Source organism: Mangrovimicrobium sediminis, from assembly GCF_004745945.1.
Lineage (GTDB): Bacteria > Pseudomonadota > Gammaproteobacteria > Pseudomonadales > Halieaceae > Mangrovimicrobium > Mangrovimicrobium sediminis.
In genome coordinates, this window is sequence record NZ_SRLE01000005.1 from 132,077 (window position 1) to 146,446 (window position 14,370).

At 64.7% G+C, this 14,370-nt stretch carries 15 protein-coding genes; all 15 read left to right on the forward strand.

Features of this window, described 5'->3' with window-relative positions; translation table 11 throughout:
- The first annotated feature begins 165 nt into the window (after window positions 1-165).
- On the forward strand, window positions 166-750 hold the full coding sequence (rpoE, locus tag E4634_RS05505) for an RNA polymerase sigma factor RpoE (RefSeq protein ID WP_135441626.1): 585 nt from the start codon (window positions 166-168) through the stop codon (window positions 748-750).
- 79 nt (window positions 751-829) lie between these two features.
- A complete protein-coding gene (locus E4634_RS05510; protein WP_135441629.1) occupies window positions 830-1,429 on the forward strand; it encodes a sigma-E factor negative regulatory protein in 600 nt (199 codons plus the stop codon).
- A 7-nt stretch (window positions 1,430-1,436) separates the two neighbouring features.
- Window positions 1,437-2,396 (forward strand): MucB/RseB C-terminal domain-containing protein, encoded by a 960-nt coding sequence (locus E4634_RS05515; RefSeq protein WP_135441631.1) that lies wholly within the window; start codon window positions 1,437-1,439, stop codon window positions 2,394-2,396.
- Between the two features lies 1 nt (window position 2,397).
- Window positions 2,398-2,883 carry a SoxR reducing system RseC family protein gene (locus E4634_RS05520; protein WP_135441633.1) on the forward strand — a complete coding sequence of 162 codons (486 nt, stop codon included), beginning with the start codon at window positions 2,398-2,400 and terminating at the stop codon, window positions 2,881-2,883.
- A gap of 55 nt (window positions 2,884-2,938) precedes the next feature.
- On the forward strand, window positions 2,939-4,339 hold the full coding sequence (locus E4634_RS05525) for a Do family serine endopeptidase (protein ID WP_135441635.1): 1,401 nt from the start codon (window positions 2,939-2,941) through the stop codon (window positions 4,337-4,339).
- A 156-nt stretch (window positions 4,340-4,495) separates the two neighbouring features.
- On the forward strand, window positions 4,496-6,295 hold the full coding sequence (lepA, locus tag E4634_RS05530; RefSeq protein ID WP_135441637.1) for a translation elongation factor 4: 1,800 nt from the start codon (window positions 4,496-4,498) through the stop codon (window positions 6,293-6,295).
- 8 nt (window positions 6,296-6,303) lie between these two features.
- The gene (gene lepB / locus E4634_RS05535) at window positions 6,304-7,143 is read left to right on the forward strand and encodes a signal peptidase I (protein WP_135442123.1); all 840 of its coding nucleotides are present in this window, start codon (window positions 6,304-6,306) and stop codon (window positions 7,141-7,143) included.
- A 34-nt stretch (window positions 7,144-7,177) separates the two neighbouring features.
- The gene (locus E4634_RS05540) at window positions 7,178-7,561 is read left to right on the forward strand and encodes a DUF4845 domain-containing protein (RefSeq protein WP_135441639.1); all 384 of its coding nucleotides are present in this window, start codon (window positions 7,178-7,180) and stop codon (window positions 7,559-7,561) included.
- Window positions 7,562-7,566: 5 nt separating this feature from the next.
- Window positions 7,567-8,262, forward strand: a complete 696-nt coding sequence (rnc, locus tag E4634_RS05545; RefSeq protein ID WP_135441641.1) for a ribonuclease III — start codon at window positions 7,567-7,569, stop codon at window positions 8,260-8,262.
- Window positions 8,252-9,151 carry a GTPase Era gene (gene era / locus E4634_RS05550; RefSeq protein WP_135441643.1) on the forward strand — a complete coding sequence of 300 codons (900 nt, stop codon included), beginning with the start codon at window positions 8,252-8,254 and terminating at the stop codon, window positions 9,149-9,151. Before rnc ends, era begins: the two co-directional genes overlap by 11 nt.
- 20 nt (window positions 9,152-9,171) lie before the next feature.
- A complete protein-coding gene (recO, locus tag E4634_RS05555; RefSeq protein WP_135441645.1) occupies window positions 9,172-9,894 on the forward strand; it encodes a DNA repair protein RecO in 723 nt (240 codons plus the stop codon).
- Entirely contained in the window at window positions 9,891-10,262 is a 372-nt protein-coding gene (gene acpS, locus E4634_RS05560; protein ID WP_135441647.1) for a holo-ACP synthase, read from the forward strand. The genes recO and acpS overlap by 4 nt, the downstream gene beginning before the upstream one ends.
- A gap of 98 nt (window positions 10,263-10,360) precedes the next feature.
- Complete coding sequence (gene cysM / locus E4634_RS05565; protein WP_135441649.1) at window positions 10,361-11,254, forward strand: cysteine synthase CysM; 894 nt, start codon at window positions 10,361-10,363, stop codon at window positions 11,252-11,254.
- A 1-nt stretch (window position 11,255) separates the two neighbouring features.
- On the forward strand, window positions 11,256-13,490 hold the full coding sequence (gene relA, locus E4634_RS05570; RefSeq protein ID WP_135441651.1) for a GTP diphosphokinase: 2,235 nt from the start codon (window positions 11,256-11,258) through the stop codon (window positions 13,488-13,490).
- Window positions 13,487-14,293: a nucleoside triphosphate pyrophosphohydrolase gene (gene mazG / locus E4634_RS05575; RefSeq protein WP_135441653.1), complete on the forward strand. Its 807-nt coding sequence runs from the start codon at window positions 13,487-13,489 to the stop codon at window positions 14,291-14,293. Before relA ends, mazG begins: the two co-directional genes overlap by 4 nt.
- The last annotated feature ends 77 nt before the right edge of the window (window positions 14,294-14,370 follow it).

Consider the following 14,370-nt stretch of genomic DNA (forward strand, 5'->3'; position numbering starts at 1 on the left):
AAAATAAGGAAATCCCACCGTGGGGAACTTTTACAGATCGATACTCTCTTACAGGTGCCCTGGGCGCTCGCCGGTTGTGAGTTTGCGGCGTCCGGCGTGCATCGGGGCACAGTTTAAAGAGAGGGTCGTGGCAGCCTTGCCGGGAGCCAGAAAGGGGATACCGGAGTGACGGCTGCGGAGACTGACCAGCAATTGGTCGCCCGTGTCAAAAAGGGTGATTCGCGGGCGTTTGATCTGCTGGTGCTGAAATACCAGCACAAGATCTTCGGCCTGATCAGCCGCTATGTGCACGACGCCGACGAGGTGCAGGACGTGGCGCAGGAAGCCTTTATCAAGGCGTATCGCGCGCTGCCCAAGTTTCGCGGCGACAGCCAGTTTTACACCTGGCTGTACCGCATCGCGGTCAATACGGCAAAAAATCACCTGGTGTCGCGTTCGCGGCGGCCACCTGGTACCGACGTCGAGGCGTCGGATGCGGAAAACTACGAGGGCGGAGCCGCCCTGCGGGACATCGAATCGCCGGAACAGGCACTGTACGGCGAAGAGCTCAGGGCCGTGGTGGAATCCGCTATCAGCAACTTGCCGGATGAGCTGAAAACCGCGGTAACTTTGCGTGAATTCGATGGTCTGAGTTATGAAGACATCGCCGACATCATGGATTGCCCTGTGGGCACCGTCCGCTCGCGAATTTTCCGCGCGCGTGAGGCGATCGACTTGCAGGTTCGAGCGCAGATGGAAGGGCGCTCCTGAAGGCCGGGAATGGCAAGGTTGAAAAGTACGGTTGAACCGATACTCTTGGATAGACGCACCAGGTGCGGAGGATCGACAAATGAGTGAACGCTTGCGGGAATCGCTGTCCGCCATGCTGGACGATGAAGCCAACGAGCTTGAAATCCAGAGGGTGATCAAGGCGCTGGACCAGGACCCGGAATTGCGCGAGACCTGGCGCCGCTACCAGGCGATCCGCACGGCGGTCACCGACCACGGCGTGAGCCACCTGCAACTCGACATTTCCAGTCGCGTGCGCGAGGCGCTCGACAGCCAGGAAAGCCCCGCTGTGGCGAGCCTTGGCCAGCGGCTGCGCAAACCCTTTGCCAGTTTTGCCGTGGCCGCCTCGGTTGCCGCAACCGTGGTGATCGGCGGCCAGCAACTGGCCACGCTCGATGCCGAAGATCCCTACGGGGTTGAGACCGCCTCCAGCGGCGGCGTCTCCCCGGTTGGCCTGATCAACAGCGTGGGTGCGGTTCCAGTGCGGGCCAGTTTCGGCACGCAGCCGGTGCCTGTGACCCAGGCCTCGGCGCGCAACGCCTACGAGGAACTCGCGCGCCAACGCATGCAGTTGTACCTGCAGGAGCACGCCGAACACGCCGCCCTCAACTCCCCGGACGGTTTGATCCCCTTTGCGCGTGTCCCTGAAATCCAGGAGTAGTTCCCGCATGGCCGGCTTGCGGTCCAAGAGCTGGAAAAATTTCGTTTTCGCCCTGCCGGCTGCCTTCCTGCTGCCGGCGCTCGTGTTTGCGGGTGATTGCCCGGAAGTCGATCTCGAGGCTATCAAATGGCTCGACCGCATGACCCGCAGTGTCGACGAGGTGAGCTATCACGGGGTTGTCACCTTCCAGCGCGATGGCCAGGACATGCAGGTCATGCAGGTCTCGCGCGTGGTGGACGGTGACACCAGTTTCGAACGACTCACCCAACTCACCGGCCAGGGCGCAGAAATCCTGCGTGCCTCGCACCCCCTGCAGTGCGTACACCCCGGCCACAAACTGCTGCGCATGGGCCAGGACCTGCAGGATGGCGAGTGCGGCCTGTCGCGACTTTATCGTTTCCGCGTGACCGAGGGTGAAAGGGTGGCGGGCCGCAAGGCCGTGCGCCTCGAGGTCGCCCCCCGCGACCTGTATCGCTATGGGTATATCCTCGAACTCGATCGCCGCACCGGCCTGCTGCTGAAGTCGGTGACCGTGGGGCGCGGCAGCCGCATGCTGGAAAAATTCCAGTTCGCCGATATCGCCTATAATTCGCGGCTCCCGGAGGGCGCCGAGATCAACCTCGTGCACGAGGCCGAGCACCCCGCTCCCGGGGAGGCCCGCGAGGAGCGCAGCCTGCCGCAGGCCTGGCAGGTCGGCTGGTTGCCGCGGGGCTTCACCGCCACCGATACGCCGCTGCCCAATGCGGCGCGGCGGACGTTCACCGACGGCCTCGCCGTGTTCTCCATCTTCATCGAGGAACTGGACCGCTCGATCCGGCCCGGTGAGGGCGTGGTTCGTTCCGGCAGCACGACCTCCTACACCCGGGGCATGAATGTGGGTGACGAACCGGTGCTGGTCACTGTCGTCGGCGAGATTCCCGTCAACACCGCGCGCATGGTCGCGGACTCCGTAGCCTGGACCCATTGAGATGCTGCTGGAAAGTGGACGGGTCGTGGCGGTGGATGCCGACAGCGTCTGGGTGGAGACCGTGCGCAAGAGCACCTGCGGCAGCTGCAGTCTGCAAAAGGGTTGCGGGCACAGCCTGATGGAGCGGCTCGCTCCCGGCCACCGCCCGCTGGTGCGCGTCCTTCCGGGCCGCCTGCAACCGGCGGACTGCCAGGTGGATGACGAGGTCCAGATCAGCATTCCGGAATCCGTCCTGCTGCGCGGCTCAGCGCTGGTCTACGTGCTTCCCCTGCTGGCGATGCTGGCCGGCGGCGCTGGCGCCGCGGCTGTGTTTCCCGCCAGTGCCGACGCGTCTGCCGCGCTGGGCGCAGTGCTCGGCATGGGTGCCGGGTTTGCCCTGGTGCGGGCACATGCGCGCCGGCACCGCGACGATCCCGGCCTGCAGCCGAGCCTCGAGCGCCTGCTGCGCCGCGCCGGCGCGCCAGGCGTCCAGCTGCAACAGTTGTAAAAGCGCCCTGGCGACCCTATCTCTCTCCTGTAAACAGTATCCCTGGAAAGCAAGCATGATTGTGAAGACCAAATTTTCCGTCCTCGTACTGCTGTGCGGCATGCTGTTCGCCGCCGTATCCGGCGCGGCGGAGCTCCCCGATTTCAAGACAATCGTCAAACAGAACTCGCCCGCGGTGGTGAAGATCATTGTCGAGTCCAGCGGCCAGGCGGTCGCCGACGGCGAGTACGGTCCCCAGGAGATTCCGGAGTACCTGCGGCGCTTCTTTGAATTCCGCGGCCAGCCCCCGGCAACACCGCACCCGCGCATGGGCCTGGGCTCCGGGTTCATCATCTCCCGGGACGGCTACATCGTGACCAACAACCACGTGGTCGAGGGCGCGGACAGTGTGCTGGTGCGGCTCAGCGATCGCCGCGAGTATGAAGCCGAAGTGGTCGGCACCGACCCGCGTTCGGACCTCGCCCTGCTGCGCGTGGAGGCCAGCGACCTGCCGGTAGTGGCGCTCGCGGCCGACAATAACCTCGAGGTCGGCGAGTGGGTGCTGGCCATCGGCTCGCCTTTTGGCCTGGACTACTCGGTGACCGCGGGTATCGTCTCCGCGATGGGGCGGAGCCTGCCGACGGAGAACAACGAGAATTACGTGCCCTTCATCCAGACCGATGTGGCCATCAACCCGGGTAACTCCGGCGGGCCGCTGTTCAACCTCGAAGGCAAGGTCGTGGGCGTAAACTCGCAGATTTTCACCCGCAGCGGCGGTTCCATCGGCCTGTCGTTCTCCATCCCGGTCAGCGTGGTGCGCAATGTCGTCGAGCAGCTCAAGGCCAACGGCCACGTCACCCGCGGCTGGCTGGGGGTCACCATCCAGGACGTCGACAAGAACCTGGCCGACTCCTTTGGGCTGGATCGGCCCCAGGGCGCCCTGGTGGTGCAGGTGGGCGAGGACGGCCCGGCGGACAAGGGCGGCCTGCGCGAGGGCGATATCATCCTGCGTTTCGATGGCCAGGTGATCAACACCTCTTCCGACCTGCCGCACGTGGTCGGCCTGGTGGCACCGGGGACGAAGGTCGCGGTGGAGATCATGCGCGACCGGAAGAAGCGCAATCTCAAGGTCGAGGTCGGCGGCCTGGAGGCCGATGACAGTTACAGCCTGGCCAGCGGCAACACGACGGGGCAGGGCGGCAAACTGGGCGCCGTCGTGGCAGAGGCACCCGCGGAAGCGCTGGAGCGTTGGGGCCTGTCCGGGGGTGTCCAGGTGCGCGACGTGGTGCCCGGTTCGCCGGCCGCGGACGCGGGGGTGGAACCCGGTGACATTATCACGCTGGTGGGCAGCCGGCCGGTCAAGAGCCTGGAGGCGTTCGAGGAAGCTGTCGCCGGACTCCAGCCGGGCACTTCCGTACCGCTGCGCCTGATGCGGCGCGGATCGCCCCTGTTCATCGGCCTCAAATTGCCCGAGTAAGGGACCCGCTGCCCGTTCCCCGGCGCGATAGCCGGGGGCGGGCCTTTGGGGTACAATCGCGCGTTTTTTGGTGAGCCGCCGGATCGCGCTCGCTGTGGCTCCGGATGCCCGGCGGGGGATACGGCGCCCAGCAACCGTTTTTCAGGCCCGTAACGAGTGAGCGACCTCCAACACATCCGCAATTTCTCCATCATTGCCCATATCGACCACGGCAAGTCCACTCTCGCGGATCGTTTCATCCAGCACTGTGGCGGCCTCAGCGATCGGGAAATGGCGGCCCAGGTCCTCGATTCCATGGATATCGAGCGCGAGCGCGGCATTACCATCAAGGCGCAGAGCGTGACCCTGGACTACACCGCGCGCAACGGCGAGGTCTACGAGCTCAATTTCATCGATACCCCCGGCCACGTCGACTTCTCCTACGAGGTGTCGCGCTCGCTGGCCGCCTGTGAAGGCGCCCTGCTGGTGGTCGATGCGGCCCAGGGCGTCGAGGCCCAGTCGGTGGCCAACTGTTACACCGCTATCGAGCAGGGCCTGGAAGTCCTGCCGATTCTCAACAAGATGGACCTGCCCCAGGCCGACCCGGACCGGGTAGCGCAGGAAATCGAGAACATCATCGGTATCGACGCCTCCGGCGCGTGTCGGGTCAGCGCCAAGTCCGGCCTGGGTATCGAGGACGCCCTCGAGTACCTGGTGGAGCAGATTCCCCCCCCCGAGGGCGACCGCGACGCGCCCCTGCAGGCGCTGATCATCGACTCCTGGTTCGACAACTACCTGGGAGTGGTCTCGTTGGTGCGGGTGAAGCAGGGTGTGCTGAGCAAGGGTGACAAGATTGTCGCCAAGTCCCTGGGCAAGGCGCACCAGGTGGATAACGTCGGCATCTTTACGCCCAAGCGGGTCGAGCGCAAATGCCTGCAGGCGGGCGAAGTGGGCTTTGTCGTTGCCGGCATCAAGGACATTCACGGTGCGCCGGTGGGCGACACCCTGGTTCACGACAAGAACCCGGGCGTCCCTGCACTGCCAGGTTTCCAGCGGGTCAAGCCGCAGGTCTACGCGGGCATTTTCACCGTGTCCTCGGATGACTACGAGGACTTCCGCGAGGCGCTGGCCAAGCTCACGCTCAACGATGCCTCGCTGTTCTACGAGCCCGAGACCTCGGATGCCCTCGGTTTCGGTTTCCGCTGCGGCTTTCTCGGCATGCTGCACATGGAGATCATCCAGGAGCGCCTGGAGCGCGAATACGACCTCGACCTGATCACCACCGCGCCCACGGTGATCTACGAGATCGTGAAAAAAACCGGCGAGGTGATCCAGGTGGATAACCCCTCGTCGCTGCCGGACCCGGGCGATATCGAGGAGATGCGCGAGCCCATCGCACGCTGCAATATCCTGGTGCCCCAGGACTACCTGGGCAGCGTCATCACCCTGTGTGTGGAGAAGCGCGGCACGCAGGTCGACATGCAGTTCCTCGGCACCCAGGTGCAGGTGACCTACGATATTCCCATGGCCGAGGTGGTGTTAGACTTTTTCGACAAGCTGAAGTCTGTCAGCCGCGGCTACGCCTCCCTGGATTACAGCTTTGAGCGTTTCGAGGCGGCCAGCCTGTCGCGGCTCGACGTCCTGATCAACGGCGAGCGCGTGGATGCGCTCGCCATCATCGTGCATCGCGACCAGGTGCAGTATCGCGGGCGGGCCCTGACCGAAAAAATGAAGGAACTGATTCCGCGGCAGATGTTTGACGTCGCCATCCAGGCGGCTGTCGGCAGCAAGGTGGTGGCGCGGCAGACGGTCAAGGCGCTGCGCAAGAACGTCACGGCCAAGTGCTATGGCGGCGACGTTACGCGTAAGCGCAAACTGCTGGAAAAACAAAAAGCGGGCAAGAAACGCATGAAACAGGTTGGCCGTGTGGAAATTCCACAGTCGGCCTTCCTCGCCGTACTCAAGGTGGACAGCTGATGAGCGGAATGAACATCGATTTTCCCCTGATTCTCACCATCCTGGTGGCAGGGTCGGGACTGATCTGGCTGCTCGACGCCATGTTCCTGGCCCCGGGTCGGCGCCGCATGGTTGCCGAACTGGTGCAGCAGTATCCCAATCATGCGGATCCCGGTCACCCGCAGGCGGCGCAATTCCAGGCGCGAGTCGCCGATGGTGCCAGCGAACCGATCCTGGTGGAGTACGCGCGTTCGTTTTTTCCGGTCCTGCTGCTGATCTACGTACTGCGCTCGTTCATTGTCGAGCCGTTCCAGATTCCGTCGTCGTCGATGGTGCCCACCCTGGAGGTGGGGGATTACATCCTGGTCAACAAGTTCACCTATGGCATACGCCTGCCCGTGGTGCGTACCAAGGTCATCGATGTCAGTGAGCCCAGGCACGGTGACGTCATGGTGTTTTTTCCGCCGCACCAGAACGAAACCTACTACATCAAACGGGTGATCGGCGTGCCCGGCGACCTCGTCGAGTACCGCGACAAGATCCTTTATGTTAACGGCGAACAGGTCAGCCGCGAGGAAGTCGCGGTGGTGCCGGGACCCTACATGCGCCTGCGCCTCGGCATCGAGGAGCATGGCGATGCGCGCTATACCATGCAGGTCAACGACGCGAGTCCGGCGCTCGATTTCTCCGTGGTAGTCAAGCCCGGACACTACTTCATGATGGGCGACAATCGTGACAATTCTTCGGACAGCCGTGTTTGGGGTCAGGTCCCCGAAGAGGATATAGTAGGCAGGGCTTTCGCCATCTGGATGCATTGGGAGTCGTTTCTCAGCGTGCCCAGTTTCAGCCGCGTTGGCCTCATAGAATGACACTATAAATTCGGTTGACGTGGAGGGCGGGGAAATGCGTACACCGCAGCGCCAGAGGGGCATATCCGTACCGAGCATGATTGTGCTCGGTATTCTTATCGGGTTTTACGGTCTGTGTATCGTCAAGATGTGGCCGCACTATTACGAGTACCTGACCGTCAAGAATATTGTCGAAACTGCCTCGGCGGAGTTCGAGCCCGGCCGGACCACCCTGGGCGACATCCGCCGCCGCGTCGACGCCATGTTCAACACCAACCGCGTTGAAGGTATCACCGCCAAAGATGTCGAGGTCTACAACAAAAAAGGCGTGACCTATATCGACGCCAGCTACGAGGCCCGCGTGCACATCGCGTGGCGCATCGACGCGCTGCTGGTTTTTGATGACCTGCTTTACGAAGCGGGGAAGACCCCCGACTGAATGCGGTGACCGGCGACCAGCAGCATCAGCGGGCGAGCCTGGAACGCCGACTGGGCCACCAGTTCGTCGATGCCGGATTGCTCACGCTCGCCCTGACCCACCGCAGCGCCGGCAGCCAGAACAACGAACGCCTGGAGTTTCTCGGCGACTCGGTGGTGAACCACATCATCGCCGAGTACATCTACGACAAGTTTCCGGACGCCCACGAGGGCGAACTCAGCCGTATCCGCGCTTCGCTGGTGAAGGGCGATACCCTGGCCGCGCTTGCCGCGGAGCTGTCGCTGGGCGACCACCTGGTGCTGGGCAGCGGCGAGCGCAAGAGCGGTGGGCGGCGGCGTAGTTCGATCCTTGCGGATGCGCTGGAGGCGGTGGCCGGTGCCATCCTCCTCGACGCGGACCTGGAGTGTTGCCGACGCTGCGTCGTCGCCTGGTTTGGCGCGCGCCTGGAAGAACTCAGCCTGGACGCGGTGGCCAAGGACGCCAAGACCCGCTTGCAGGAAATCCTGCAGGGCCGCGGTCGCCCGCTGCCGGAGTACGAGTTGCTCGGCGTGCTGGGCGACGATCACAACCAGCGCTTCCATGTCGCCTGCCGCGTGGCGCGTCCCAATTTCGTCGTCGAGGGCTCCGGCAGCAGTCGGCGCAAGGCGGAGCAGGCCGCCGCCAGCGTGGCGCTGGACAGGCTGGAATCCCATGACCGCTGAACAGCAACGCTGCGGCTATGTCGCGATCGTCGGCCGCCCCAACGTGGGCAAGTCCACCTTGCTCAATCACCTGCTCGGGCAGAAGATCAGTATCACCTCGCGCAAACCGCAGACTACCCGCCACCAGGTCCTCGGTATCAAGACCGAGGGCCAGCACCAGATCATCTACGTGGACACCCCCGGCCTGCACCGCGATGGCGGCAAGGCAATCAATCGCTACATGAACCGGGCGGCGAGTTCCGCCCTGCGCGACGTGGACGTCGTCGTATTCGTCGTCGACCGCACCGCCTGGACCGAGGAAGACGAGATGGTGCTGGAGCAGGTTGCCGCTGTCGGCGTCCCGGTCCTGCTGGCGGTCAACAAGGTCGATCTGCTGGCGGACAAGGCCGTCCTGCTGCCGCAACTGGAGGCGCTGGCGGCGCGCGGCAAGTTCGAGGCGATCATTCCGCTGTCGGCCCTGCGCGATCACAATGTCGCCGAACTGGAGCGCGAGATTCTGCGCTTCCTGCCGGAGTCGGTGCATTTCTTTCCCGAGGAACAGATCACCGACCGCAGCCAGCGTTTTCTCGCCGCCGAGATCGTGCGCGAGAAAATCATGCGCCAACTGGGCGACGAACTGCCGTACTCGGTCACCGTCGAGATCGAGGAGTTCGCCCTGGAGGGCGCCACCGTACACATCTCCGCGCTGATTTACGTCGAACGCGACGGGCAGAAGCGCATCGTTATCGGCACAGGGGGAGAGCGCCTGCGCAGCATCGGCACCGAGGCGCGGCGCGACATGGAGCGGCTGTTCGACTGCAAGGTGATGCTGCGCCTGTGGGTCAAGGTGCGCAGCGGCTGGTCGGATGACGAGCGCGCCCTGCGTAGCCTGGGCTACGACGATACCTGAGCGAACGGCGGGTCTCACCCATGCGCGCGCAACTGCAGCCGGCCTACATTCTTCACCAGCGCCCCTACCGAGATACCAGTCTTTTACTCGAGGTGTTTACCGCCACGCAGGGGCGTATCAGCCTGGTGGGCAAGGGTGTGCGGCGCCGCGCGCGCGGCGGTTCTGTCGCTGCGCTGCTGCAGCCTTTCACGCCGTTGCTGCTGTCATTCAGTGGTCGCAGCGAGCTGAAGAACCTCAACCAGGTGGAGCCCGCAGGTGCTGCACGCGCGCTGCGCGGGGATTTCCTGTTCAGCGGTATGTACCTCAACGAGTTGCTGGTACGCCTGTTGCATAGAAATGACCCGCACCCGGCCCTGTTTGCGGCCTACGGACTCGCACTGGAGGCGCTGGAGCGCCGGGAGGAAATGGACGGTGTACTGCGCCGTTTCGAGTTGGGCTTGCTGGACGAACTCGGGTACAGTTTCTCGCTGGTCGAGGATGGTCGTTCCGGCGAACCGCTCGACGCGCAGGCCTGGTATGGCTTCGAGTCCGATGTCGGCCTGGTGCGCGCGGCGCCCGGCGCCGCGCCGGTATTTCACGGCGGCGATCTGCTGGCCGCCGCACAGGGGGATTTCGGCGGAGCGGCGGGGCAGACCGCCAAGCGACTCATGCGCCTGGCGCTGGCCGCCCATCTCGGCGACACACCGCTGCACAGTCGCGAGTTGTTCAGGGCGCGTCGGGCAGCGCCAGTGGAGGATGGATGATCGCAGTCGGTACGGATATTTTGCGTTTTGCGCGCATCGACGCGGTGCTGGAGCGCCAGGGCGCGCGCTTCGTGGAGCGTATCCTCACCCCGGAAGAGCGCGGCGAGTACGCCGCCAGCAAGCGCCCGGGCAATCTCCTGGCCAAGCGTTTTGCCGCCAAGGAGGCGGTGGCCAAGGCGCTGGGGACGGGTATCGGTCGCGGGGTCAGCTGGCAGGATATCCGCATCGACCACGACGCCCAGGGTGCCCCCCTGGTGGTACTGAGCGGCGGTGCCCTGCGCGTGGCGCAGTCCCGCGGCGGCAGCCGGGTGGCGTTGAGCCTGGCGGACGAAACTGACTGCGTGGTCGCTTTTGCGATACTCGCCTGACGCGCGGGCCAGCGTCGCGCGGTCTGCAACCAGGACTGCGGTGCGCGGCTCATCGCAACACGTTACACTGCCAGCCGGACAGCGGTGCTTACAATTTTATGCGTGACTATCCCACCATCGAAGCCTGCATCGGCAATACACCCCTGGTTCGCCTACAGCGCATGCAGGGGAAGACCAGCAACACCCTGTTGCTCAAGCTGGAGGGCACCAACCCCGCCGGTTCGGTGAAGGACCGCCCGGCCCTGAGTATGATCAGCCAGGCCGAGGCGCGCGGTGACATCCGCCCGGGGGATACCCTGATCGAGGCCACCAGCGGCAACACGGGCATCGCCCTGGCCATGGCGGCGGCGATTCGCGGCTACCGCATGGTGCTGATCATGCCCGCGCACATGTCCGACGAGCGCAAGCAGGCGATGGCCGCCTACGGCGCCGAACTCGTCGAAGTGAGCCAGGCCGAGGGTATGGAGGGCGCCCGCGACCTCGCGCTGGCCATGGCCGAACGCGGTGAGGGTCGCGTGCTCGACCAGTTCGCCAACCCGGACAACCCGCGCGCCCACCTCACTGGTACCGGTCCTGAGTTGTGGGAGCAGACCGGCGGGACGATCACCCACCTGGTCAGTTCGATGGGAACCACCGGCACCATCATGGGCTGCTCCGCCTACCTCAAGCAGCGCAATCCCGACCTCCAGATCGTTGGCCTGCAGCCCGAGGACGGCTCCAGTATCCCCGGCATACGGCGCTGGCCCGAGGCCTACCTGCCGGCCATCTACGACGCCGCCCGCGTCGACCGCGTGCTGGATATCTCCCAGGAGGAATCCGAAACTACCATGCGCCGGCTGGCTGCCGAGGAGGGCATCTTCTGCGGAGTGTCCTCCGGTGGCGCAGTGGCCGGTGCATTGCGCCTCTCACAGGAGCTCGAGGACGCGGTGATCGTTGCGATTATTTGCGACCGCGGGGACCGCTATCTCTCCACCGGGGTATTCGGCGGCTGATATGGTCCGGGTCAGGCAGGACAACGTCTACGAAACCACCGAGGGCGGGGTAGACCTCGACCTGTGGTTGCAGAACCTGCCGCTGCAGCAGGAGCAGGTCGACGACCAGCGCCTGCGCGAGGCCGCCCAACTGGCTGCGGAACTGGCCCAGGGCCCGGGGGTGGACCAGCGCGACTGGGCGCGCGAATCCGACTGTTTCCGCGCTGGGCTGGATACCGCGCTGATCCTTGCCGAACTACATGTCGGCGCCGACGGGCTGGTCGCGGGCATGCTCTACCGCGCGGTGCGCGAGGAACGCATCTCTTTGGAGGAGGTCGAGCGCCGCTTCGGGGCGACCGTGCGCCACCTCAATGAAGGCGTTCTGCGTATGGCGGCCATTGGCGACCTGCGCCTGCACCAGGACCGGCCGGTGCTCGGCCAGGCCCATGCGCAGAAGGACAACATCCGCAAGATGCTGGTGGCCATGGTCGACGACGTGCGCGTGGCCCTGATCAAACTGGCGGAGCGCACCTGCGCCCTGCGCGCGGTGAAGAACGACGATGAGCGCCGCGACCCGGTCGCGCGGGAAGTCTTCGACGTCTACGCGCCGCTGGCCCACCGCCTGGGTATCGGCCACCTGAAATGGGAGCTGGAGGACCTGTCCTTCCGCTACATCTACTCCGACGCCTACCGCAAGATCGCCCGCCTGCTGGATGGCAAGCGCCTGGAACGCGACCAGTTCATCGCCGACGTGAAAGACATCCTGGCGCGAGTACTGCGCGCCGCGGGTCTGGAATTCGAGATCGAGGGCCGCGCCAAGCACATCTACAGTATCTGGCGCAAAATGCAGCGCAAGGGCATCGGCTTTTCCCAGGTCTACGATATTCGCGCCGTGCGCATCCTGGTGCCCGAGATCAAGGACTGCTACGCCACCCTCGGCCTGGTGCACGGACTGTGGCGCAATATTCCCAACGAGTTCGACGACTACATCGCCAACCCCAAGGAGAACGGCTACCGCTCCCTGCACACCGCCGTGATCGGCCCGGACGGCAAGGTTCTCGAAGTGCAGATCCGCACCCGCAATATGCACGAGGAGGCGGAGCTGGGGGTCTGTGCCCACTGGCGCTACAAGGGCTCGGACAGCGAGTCCGGCATGGCCAGCAGCTACGAGGAAAAGATCGCGTGGCTGCGCCAGGTGCTCGATTGGCACGAGGAAACCGGTGATGCATCCGGCGTCGCCGAACAGTTCAGCTTCGATGTCGCCCAGGACCGGGTCTACGTGTTCACGCCCGATGGCGATGTCGTCAACCTCGCCCACGGCGCCACGCCCCTGGATTTCGCGTACCACGTTCACACCGAGGTCGGTCATCGCTGTCGCGGCGCCAAGGTGAACGGATCGATCGTGCCGCTTACCTACACGCTGCAAACCGGCGAACGCGTGGAAATCCTTACCAGCAAGGACGGGTCGCCGCGGCGCGACTGGCTGCAGCCGGGCTCGGGCTACCTGCGCACCTCACGCGCCCGAGCCAAGGTGCAGCACTGGTTCCGCAGCCAGGCGCGCGAGGAGAACATCGACGCCGGCCGCGCGCTGCTGGAGCGCGATTTCAAGCGCCTGGCGCTGACCAGCGTGGACTACCAGCGCATCGCCAAGAAAGTGCAGATGCCCACGGTGGATGACATGTATGCGGCAGTCGGCTCCGGTGAGCTGTCTTCCATGCAGGTCCTCAACGCCGCCCAGGGTCTTGTCGAGCGTCCCTCCGAGCCGCAGCTCAAGCTGGCGCGCGCCGGCGGCGCCACCCGCCTGCGCAGCGAGATCCAGGTGCAGGGCGTGGGCAATCTCCTCAACCACATGGCGGGCTGCTGCAAGCCGCTGCCCGGGGATGCCATCGTCGGCTTTATCACCCGCGGTCGCGGTGTCAGCATCCACCGCGCCGACTGCGCCCGGCTGGTCAAGCTCTCCGAGGGCGCGCCGGACCGGGTCATCGATGTGGAGTGGGGCACCACGCCCACGGATAACTACGAGGTCGATGTCGCGATCGAGGCCTACGACCGCCAGGGCCTGTTGCGCGATATCACCGGACTGTTCGCCAACGCGCACCTCAATGTGCTTGCCATCAACACTATGAGTCACCGCAAGACCAACACCGCCACCATGCGCCTGCGGGTCGAGGTGCCCAACCTGGCCTCGCTGTCGAAGTTGCTCGAGCGCATCAATCGGTTGCACAACGTGATTTCCGCAGCGAGGGTCAGCGAATGAGCGCGGCGCAGTACACGGTGGCCGATCTCGTGCGTGTCATGCAGCGCCTGCGCGATCCGCAGCACGGCTGTCCCTGGGACCTGGAGCAGGATTTCCAGAGCATCGTCCCCTCGACCCTGGAAGAGTGTTACGAGTTGGCCCACGCCATCGAAGAAGGTGACTATGGCCACGTCGGCGAGGAACTGGGCGACGTGCTGTTCCAGGTCATTTTCTACAGCCAACTGGGCGCCGAGCGCGGTTACTTCGATTTCGCGACGGTCGTGAACACTCTTGTAGAGAAGCTGGTACGCCGTCACCCGCACGTGTTTGGCGGCGGTGAGATCGAGGGCGTCGTCGATGGCGACACCGATGTCCAGGCGGTCAGCGCCACCTGGGAGGCGATCAAGCAGGAGGAGCGTGCCGCGCGGGAGCAGCACGGCGCGCTGTCCGACGTACCGGTGGCCTTGCCGGCCCTGCCGCGCGCGCAGAAACTGCAAAAACGCGCCGCGCGCGTCGGCTTTGACTGGCCGGAGCACACCGGCGTGATGGATAAACTCGACGAGGAAATCGGCGAACTGCGCGCTGCGATCAGCGCTGCCGACGATGCCGCTATCGAGGAAGAACTGGGCGATATCCTGTTCACCTGCGTCAATCTTTCACGCCATCTCGGCGTCGACGCGGAGTCCGCGTTGCGCCGCGCGTCGGCAAAGTTCGAGCACCGTTTTACCACCATGGAAGCCCTGGCGAACGATCAGGGAACGGGCTTGGGAAGCCTCGAAGCAACGGCCCTGGAAGGCCTTTGGGAGAGGGCCAAAACGTCCTGAGGAGGCGCGCCGGGCGGGGCTTGTAACCTGTCCTTGCGCTGTGTATGGTTATCGGCCTCCCCGGAATTCCTTAAGAA